Here is a 7,837-nt window from a genome sequence, read left to right on the forward strand (position 1 = left end):
CATCAGGGCGATCTGGGCGCGGTCGCGGCGGGCGGCGAGTTCACCGACCGGCTCGCCACCGAACGCCTCCTCCGCCTGGGCGGTGAGCAGGGCGACGGTGGGCTCGTCGAACGACGGCTCGCCCAGGCCGGGCCAGCTCGCCTCCATGGCGCGGCCGAGGTGCCGGAGGAAGTGCGGCAGGCCGCCGGGGCCGCCGCCGAGGTGGAACGTGCGGAAGGGGCCTGCGACCGCCCAGCGCAGCCCGATGGAGTCCGTGACGATGGCGTCGAGCTCGGCCTCGGTGACCACGCCTTCGGCCACCAGGTGCACGCACTCGCGGAAGAGCGCGGCCTGGAGGCGGTTGGCGACGAACCCGGGGACCTCCTTGCGGAGGATCTGGGGCTTCTTGCCCAGCGACGCGTAGAAGTCACGGGCCCGCAGCAGGGTCTCCGCGGAGGTCCGCTCACCCGGGACGATCTCCACGAGCGGGACGAGGTGCGGCGGGTTGAAGGGGTGGCCGACGACCAGGCGTTCCGGCTGCCGCATCGCCGTGGCGATCGCGGTGGCGGGGATGCCGGAGGTCGAGGTGGCCAGCAGCGCGTGGGCGGGAGCGGCCGCCTCGACGGTCCGCCAGATCTCCCGCTTGACGTCCAGGCGTTCGGGGCCGTTCTCCTGGACGACGTCGGCCTCCGCGACCGCGGCGGCCAGGTCCGGCTCGAAGCGGAGCCGGTCCGTCAGCCGCTCGGTGGGCAGGCCGAGCTCCGCGAGGGCCGGAGCGATCTCCGCCAGCCCGGCCCGGACCTGCTCCTCCGCCTCGGGACGCGGGTCGCTGACGACGACGTCCAGGCCGTGGGCCAGGAACAGCCCGGCCCAGGAGATCCCGATCACGCCACCGCCGACGACCGTGACACGGCCGCGGGGACGCGGGGCTGATGTGTGTGCGTTCATGGTGTGTACACCCGTTTTCTCGATCGTCTTCTTGACCGGGAGGGCCCGTCAGCCCGCCAGGTAGTCGTGGACGACCTCGGCGGGGCTGAGGGTGAGGTCGGTCAGGATGTGGCTGGCGGCGACGACTTCGAGGACCGGCAGGTCCGCGAGCGGCGCCAGCGCGTGGGCGAACAGCTCCAGCCGGGCCGGGCCGCGGAAGGCGCTCTTGACCGTGATGTCGGTGATCTGGGTGCGGACCAGTTCACAGATGCGCGGTCGGCCGTCGTAGCCGGGCAGCGCCTTGACCATGAAGGTGGGGACGCAGATCTCCGCACGGGCCTCGTCGAGGTCCATCGGGTGGTGCTTGTAGCCCATGGTGGCGGTGGCCACCCGCAGCGAGCCGTAGTCGAGGGTGCCGACGAGGGTGTCGGAGTCGGTGTAGAGCCTGGGCGACCCGGCCTTCTTCGGGTAGGCGCTCAGCTCCCGGCCGCTGGAGATCGCCGGAACGCTGTCGAGGTACATCGCCAGGTTGTACTCGCCGCGCTCGCCCGCGTACTCGACGGGGACGACCTGGCCGGCCTCCGTGTAGTCGCCCAGCCCCGTCACGTCCGGCATCCGCATGATCTCGAAGCGCACCAGCGGCTCGGGGACCGACAGCGGCTCGGGGACGACCCGGCGCAGGGCCTCCGGGTCGGTGCGGTAGGTGATGTTGAGGTACTCGCGGTCGGTGAACCGGTACCGGGTGGGGGCGAAAGCGGGCGCGTCCAGCGGAGTGGTGAACACCCGCGCGACGTCGTGTATGTGCATGGTGGCTTCCTTTCAGGGCCTGGAACCACTCAGGGCCTGGAACCACCTCACTCCTCCGGCACCGATTCTGTCCAATATATGCTTCCGGCACGTTCGATATGCTTGAACATATGGAGCTCACAAAACGCCTGCTGGAACAGTTCCTGGTGCTGGCCGAGGAGAAGCACTTCGGCCGTGCGGCGGAGCGGCTGTCGATGAGCCAGCCCCCGCTCAGTCAGGCGATGCAGCGCCTGGAGCGCGGTCTCGGGGTGACGCTGCTGGACCGGGGTCCTGGTGGTGTACGCCTCACCCCGGCGGGGGCCGCCTTCGCCGTCGAGGCGCGGCGGCTGCTGGACGCCCGGTCCGCCGCCGTCGAGCGGGTGCGGCGCGTCGCGCACGGCCTGGAGGGCGACGTACGCGTGGGATACGTGAGCATCCTCAGCCACCGCCACCTGCCCCGGCTGCTGCGGGCCGCGGCCGGCGAGCTGCCCGGCCTCCGCGTCCACCTGCGGCAGGACTCCACGGCCGCGCTCGTGGAGATGATCGGCGCCGGGGCCCTGGACCTCGCCTTCCTCCGCGACCCGTCACCCATACCGGACGACCTCGAAGTCCGCGCCCTCTCCGTCGAGCGCGCCGTCGCCGCCGTACCGGACGGGCACCGCCTGGCCGGAGCCGCCTCGATCGCCCTCGCGGACCTGCGCGACGAGGACTTCGTACTCCTCAGCGCGACGGCCCTGCCCGGGCTCGCCCTCCAGGCCCAACGAGCCTGCCAGGAGGCGGGGTTCACTCCCCGCCGCCGGGCCGAGGCGGACGACCTCAGCGGCTTGGTCGGCTACGTCGCCGCCGGGCTGTGCGTCAGCCTGTTGCCGGAGGACCTGCGTGACTTCGCGGTCCCCGGCATCACCTTCGTGCCGCTCCGGGACTCCTCGCCCTACCTCCGCACGACCGTCGCCGCCGTGCACCGGCCCGACGCGGACGCGGCCGTGCGGCGCCTGCTGGACCTCATCGCCCGGCACCTGCGCCCGGACGACGGCGGGTGAGCGGCGCCGGGGCGCGTACCGGCCCTACCCGTGGCGGGGTCCCGGCGTGGGCGTCGCCTCCTTCCGGCCGGTCCGCCTGCCCTCGGTCCACCCCGTGAGGAACGCCGCGACCAATTCGGCTCCGCGCGACGCGAGATGACGTCGCCGCTCCCAGCGGGAGCGGGGCGGTACCCGGCCCCGGACACGCTGCGGATCGAGGGCGAGGGCGGTGAGGCGCCGGCCCGCCCGGGCCAGGTCGGCGAGGATCCGTTCCCGGCGCGGCCCGCCGGGCGTGGTGAGGAGGGCGGTGTACAGACCCTCGATCTCGGACACGACCGCCCCGAGGCGCAAGTCGGTACCGCCTGTCGATGTCATCCTGCCCCGCGCCAATTGCCGCCCCCTTCGTGCGATCGCGTGCCCGGCGCACAACACTTGCCCGGTTGCGCAACCTCGCAATCCTGTCATGCCGCGGCCCGCTTCGTCTCCCGTTTCGGAGGTACCGGGGTCCGGGTGCTCTCGCGCCGGCCCGTTCCCGTTCCGAGTGCCCTTCCTCGTACGCCCGTTGACGATCCGTTCGCGGCGGGACGCTCCCGGTCACCCATAGGACAGGTTGGAGCACACGTCGTCGTCCGCGGACCGGGCGGTGCCGGCCACCTGGGTGGGCACGGCCGTGGGCGCCGGGGCGGGCGTCGTCGGCGAAGGTCCCGCCGGGGCCGGGTCGGCCGCGTACGCCTGACCCAGGGTGACGGTGACGCCCGGTGTGCCGGTGGGGCGCAGTTCGGCCCCGGGGAACAGGCGGGCGACGGTCCGGGCGTGGTCGTGCTGCCCGGGGCCGTAGGTGATGACGGTGGCCGCGCCCTGGTGGGAACGGCTGGTCGCGGTGCCGGTGACGGTGAATCCGCTGCCCTTGAGCATCTCGGCGGCGCGGGCGGCCAGGCCCGGGGTCGTGGTGCCGTTGTGCACGGCCACGCCGATGCCCGAGCCGGACACGGGGGACGGGGCGGCGGTGGTGGGCGCGGGTGCCTTGTCGTCCTGTTTGCCGCGCGCGTTCTGGCCGTCGATGGTGCGGTCGTTCCTGATCGCCTCCCAGAGGGCGTCCGCGTCGGGGTGGACGATCGCGACCCGGTTGCCCTGGTACTGCCAGGGGAGCGTGACGAACTTGGTGTTGTGGAGGTCGATGTCCTTCATCGACATCGCGAAGGAGAAGAGCTTGCGGGCCGAGTCGAGGCCGGGGTCGACGGTCATGGACTTGGTGGCCGCGTCCGCCAGCGGCAGCAGGGTGGTGGGGCTGAAGCCCTGGCCCTTCACCTTCTTGACGAGGCTCGCGACGAACGCCTGCTGCCGCTTGATGCGGCCGATGTCGGAACCGTCCCCTATGCCGTGCCGCAGCCGCACATAGTCCAGCGCCTCCTGCCCGGAGACCGTCCGCGGGCCCTTGGGGAAGATCAGCCGGCCCTTCGAGCCGAGGTTGGGGTTGAGGTCGCCCTGGTAGACGTCGTTGGGCAGGCAGACGTCGACACCGCCGACGGCGGACGTCACCTTCGAGAACCCCACGAAGTCCACGACGACCGTGTGGTCGACGCGCAGACCGGTCAGCTTCTCCACCGTGTTCTGCGTACAGGCGGGATTGCCCTTGGCGGCACGGCCGACGGAGAAGGCCGAGTTGAACATCACATGGGACTGGGGGGCCGTCCACGTGCCGTCGGGGAGCCTGCACGAGGGGATGTCGACCAGGGTGTCACGGGGGATGGACACCGCGACGGCGTGCTTCTGGTCGCCGTACACGTGCAGGAGGAAGGCGGTGTCCGAGCGGCCGAAGTCGTCACCCCCGCCACCCATCCGCGCGTTGTCCCCGGAGCGCGAGTCCGAGCCGATGACCAGGACGTTCCGGCCGCCGAACCCGGCGGCGGGGCGGTTCTTCGACAGCCCTTCCGCGCCGAAGCTGTCGATGTTGCCGTCGAACTCGTAGTAGAGCCAGCCCCCGGCTGCCACCATCAGCACGACCGTGGACGTCGATATGGCGGTGATGAGCCGTACCCGGCCGCGACGGCGCTCCCGCATACGGGTGGCCTGCCGGCTCCGGCGCCGCGGGGCCACCGATGTGCCTGTCATATGTGCGCTTTCGTCCGCGTGGCTACCGGGGAACGGCCGGCTCGCCCCACTCGTCAGTTGTACAGTTGCGCAATGTAGCAAGAGTCAGGGTGGTCATGGCCCGGGGGTTCCGGGAACACCCCAAGGGGGGAAGAACGACACATGGCCAGGGACCGGCACGCCCACCCGATGACGCACACCGGCGCCGAAGCGGTGCGGCACTACGAGAAGGCGCTGGACAACCTCCTCTTCTTCCGCGAGGAGACGGCCACGGAGGCCGAGGCGACGCTCGACGCCTCGCCCCGCTCCGCCATGGGCAACGTCCTCCGGGCGTATCTGGGACTGCTGGGCACGGAGGAGAAGGACGCCGCCGAGGCGGCCACGGCGTTCGCGGCCTACCGCAAGGACGTAACCGTCACCGAGCTGACGCCGCGTGAACGCCTCCACGTCGAGGCGGCCTCCTCCTGGCTCGGCGGCGACTTCCACGAGGCCGGCCGCCTCCTCGCCGAGCTCGTCGTGGCCCACCCGAAGGACGCCCTCGCCCTGGCGGTCGGGCACCAGACCGACTTCTTCACCGGTAACGCCGTGCTGCTGCGCGACCGGATCGGCGGCGCGCTGTCCGCCTGGGACGAGCACGATCCGCACTACGGACTCCTCCAGGGCATGTACGCCTTCGGCCTGGAGGAGGCGGGCCACTACACCCGCGCCGAGCACATGGGCCTCGAAGCCGTCGCACGCAACCCGCGCGACGTGTGGGGCATCCACGCCGTGGTGCACTCCTACGAGATGCAGGGTCGGTACGAGGACGGCATCCGCTTCCTCGACACCCGTACGGGCGACTGGACCACCGGCAACTACCTCACCGTGCACAACTGGTGGCACTACGCCCTCTACGTCCTCGAAACCGGCCGCACGGACGACGTCCTGGCCGTCTACGACACCGCCCTCCACCACGACGGCTCCACCGGGGCGGCGATGGAACTCCTCGACGCCGCCGCGCTGCTCTGGCGGCTGTACCTGGCGGGCACCGGCACGGGCGACCGCTGGCCCGCGCTGGCCGACGCCTGGGCGGCACGGCACGACGGCCCCCACTACGCCTTCAACGACGTCCACGCCGTCATGGCCTACGTCGGCGCCGGCCGCCTGTCCGACGCCGAACGCCTCATCCACGACCGGCGGACCTGGCTGGAGGGCGCGGGCGCCGGGACGGGCGTGTCCAACGTCGCGATGACCGCCGCGATCGGGCTCCCTGTCTGCCGCGCCCTCGTGGCGTACGGGCGAGGACGGTACGCCGACACCGTCGACACGCTGCTTCCGCTGCGCCGCCGCTTCCAGGACTTCGGCGGCAGCCACGCCCAGCGCGACGCCCTCCAGAAGACCCTGGTCGAGGCGGCCCTCCGCGCCGGACACCACGACCTGGCACGCACCCTGCTGAGCGAACGCGCCGGCCTGCGCCCCCAGTGCCCCTACGACATCAAGGCCAGGGCCCGCCTCGCCCGGGCGACGGCGGCCGCACCGGCGGCCGCACCGGCGTCTGCGCCGATCCGGTGAACCCGGCGCCCGGGCGTGCGCCCGGCCGGGTGTTCCCGTCCGCCCGCGTCGACAGTGTTCTCCATGGACGACCGGCCCACGGGGTGGAGGACGCGGGTACCGCGTGAGCGCGCGCGGCCGCGATGGGTGCGGGAGTCGCCCGCCGCCTGGCGGTTGGCGGTGCTGACGGTCTGCTTCGGCGGCTTCATGAGCCAGCTGGACGCGAGCATCGTCACCCTCACCTACCCGAGCCTGGAGCGGGAGTTCGGCGAGCGGCTGGCCGCCGTCCAGTGGGTGTCACTGGTGTACATGCTCGTCACGGCGGCCGTGCTGGTCGCGGTCGGCCATGTGTCGGACGTGGTGGGCCGCAAACTGGTCTACCTCCACGGCTTCGGCCTGTTCGCGCTCTCCTCCGCCGCCTGCTCCCTGGCCCCGGACCTGACGGCGCTGGTGTGCTTCCGCGGCGTACAGGCGCTGGGCGCGGCGATGCTCGCGGGCAACAGCGTGGCCCTGGTCAGCCTGGTGGCCCCGCGCGAGAAGCTGCGCACCGCGCTGGGCATGCAGGCGGGCGGGCAGGCCCTGGGCCTGGCGGCCGGGCCGACGCTGGGCGGGGTGCTGGTGTCGACGGTGGGCTGGCGCTGGGTGTTCTGGATCAACGTGCCGGTCGGTGTCCTGGCGACGGTGCTCGGCCGCTACCTGCTGCCCCGCACGGTCGAACGGGCCGACGGCACCCGTTTCGATGTGCGGGGTACGGCCTGGCTCGCGGTGGCGTCGGCCGCGTTGCTGGGCGGGGTCTCGGTGTTCTCCGGGACGCCGCTGCCGGGCTGGTCCGGTGTGGTGCTGCTCGCGATGTCGGCGGCGGCGTTCCGGGGCTTCGCGCGGCGCGAGGCACATGCCCCCGAGCCCTTGGTGCCGCTGTCGCTGCTGGGGGACCGGCGGATCGGCTGGGGGCTGGTGGGGGCCCTGGCCGGGTACCTCGTCCTGTTCGGGCCGCTGGTGCTCGTCCCCCTGGTGCTGACGCGGCACGGGGAGAGCGAGATACGGGCCGGCCTGCTGCTCGGCGCCCTGCCCGCCGCGTTCGCGCTCGCCTCCAACCTTCAGGAACACCTGCTTCCCCGGCGGTGGAACGGCCGTCGCCGCGCTCTGGCCGGGGCAGCGCTGTCCACGGCGGGGCTGATGGGCCTGGCGTTCGCCGCCCCCGTGGACCGTTGGCTGATCTGCTGGCTCGCCGTGCTGGGCCTGGGGCTCGGCCTGTTCACTCCGTCCAACAACGAATCCGTCATGCGGGCCGTGCCGCGTGAGCTGTCCGGCACGGGGGGCGGCATGCTCAACACGGCCCGGGCCCTGGGGACCGCCCTCGGTATCGCCGTCGTCACCCTCACCCTCGAACTGGGCGACGGCCGCGGCGCGGGATCGGTCCTGCCGCCGCTCCCCGTGCTCACCCTCGCCGCGGCCGCGGCCTTGGCGGGTGCGGCGACCCTGCTGGCGGGGGACGAGGGGTGGCG

7 protein-coding genes are annotated in these 7,837 nt (G+C 72.8%); 3 read left to right on the forward strand and 4 right to left on the reverse strand.

Features of this window, described 5'->3' with window-relative positions; translation table 11 throughout:
* Window positions 1–927: 3-hydroxyacyl-CoA dehydrogenase NAD-binding domain-containing protein (locus K6I33_RS27830; RefSeq protein WP_229357291.1), on the reverse strand; the 927-nt coding region annotated here is incomplete at its 3' end.
* A 48-nt stretch (window positions 928–975) separates the two neighbouring features.
* Entirely contained in the window at window positions 976–1,713 is a 738-nt protein-coding gene (locus tag K6I33_RS27835; protein ID WP_229357292.1) for an acetoacetate decarboxylase, read from the reverse strand.
* A gap of 110 nt (window positions 1,714–1,823) precedes the next feature.
* Here K6I33_RS27835 and K6I33_RS27840 point away from each other — a divergent pair, with 110 nt between their 5' ends.
* Window positions 1,824–2,732: a LysR substrate-binding domain-containing protein gene (locus tag K6I33_RS27840; protein WP_229357293.1), complete on the forward strand. Its 909-nt coding sequence runs from the start codon at window positions 1,824–1,826 to the stop codon at window positions 2,730–2,732.
* A 24-nt stretch (window positions 2,733–2,756) separates the two neighbouring features.
* Here K6I33_RS27840 and K6I33_RS27845 read toward each other — a convergent pair whose 3' ends face one another.
* Together K6I33_RS27845 and K6I33_RS27850 are read right to left on the reverse strand one after the other, a co-directional pair.
* On the reverse strand, window positions 2,757–3,044 hold the full coding sequence (locus K6I33_RS27845) for a hypothetical protein (protein WP_229357294.1): 288 nt from the start codon (window positions 3,042–3,044) through the stop codon (window positions 2,757–2,759).
* Between the two features lie 261 nt (window positions 3,045–3,305).
* Window positions 3,306–4,823 carry an LCP family protein gene (locus tag K6I33_RS27850; RefSeq protein ID WP_229357295.1) on the reverse strand — a complete coding sequence of 506 codons (1,518 nt, stop codon included), beginning with the start codon at window positions 4,821–4,823 and terminating at the stop codon, window positions 3,306–3,308.
* 141 nt (window positions 4,824–4,964) lie between these two features.
* Between K6I33_RS27850 and K6I33_RS27855 the strand changes: the two genes are divergently transcribed.
* Together K6I33_RS27855 and K6I33_RS27860 are read left to right on the forward strand one after the other, a co-directional pair.
* On the forward strand, window positions 4,965–6,353 hold the full coding sequence (locus K6I33_RS27855; RefSeq protein WP_229357296.1) for a tetratricopeptide repeat protein: 1,389 nt from the start codon (window positions 4,965–4,967) through the stop codon (window positions 6,351–6,353).
* 63 nt (window positions 6,354–6,416) lie between these two features.
* Window positions 6,417–7,837: MFS transporter (locus K6I33_RS27860; protein ID WP_229357297.1), on the forward strand; the 1,421-nt coding region annotated here is incomplete at its 3' end.

It is taken from the genome of Streptomyces sp. UNOB3_S3, from assembly GCF_020740895.1.
GTDB lineage: Bacteria > Actinomycetota > Actinomycetes > Streptomycetales > Streptomycetaceae > Streptomyces.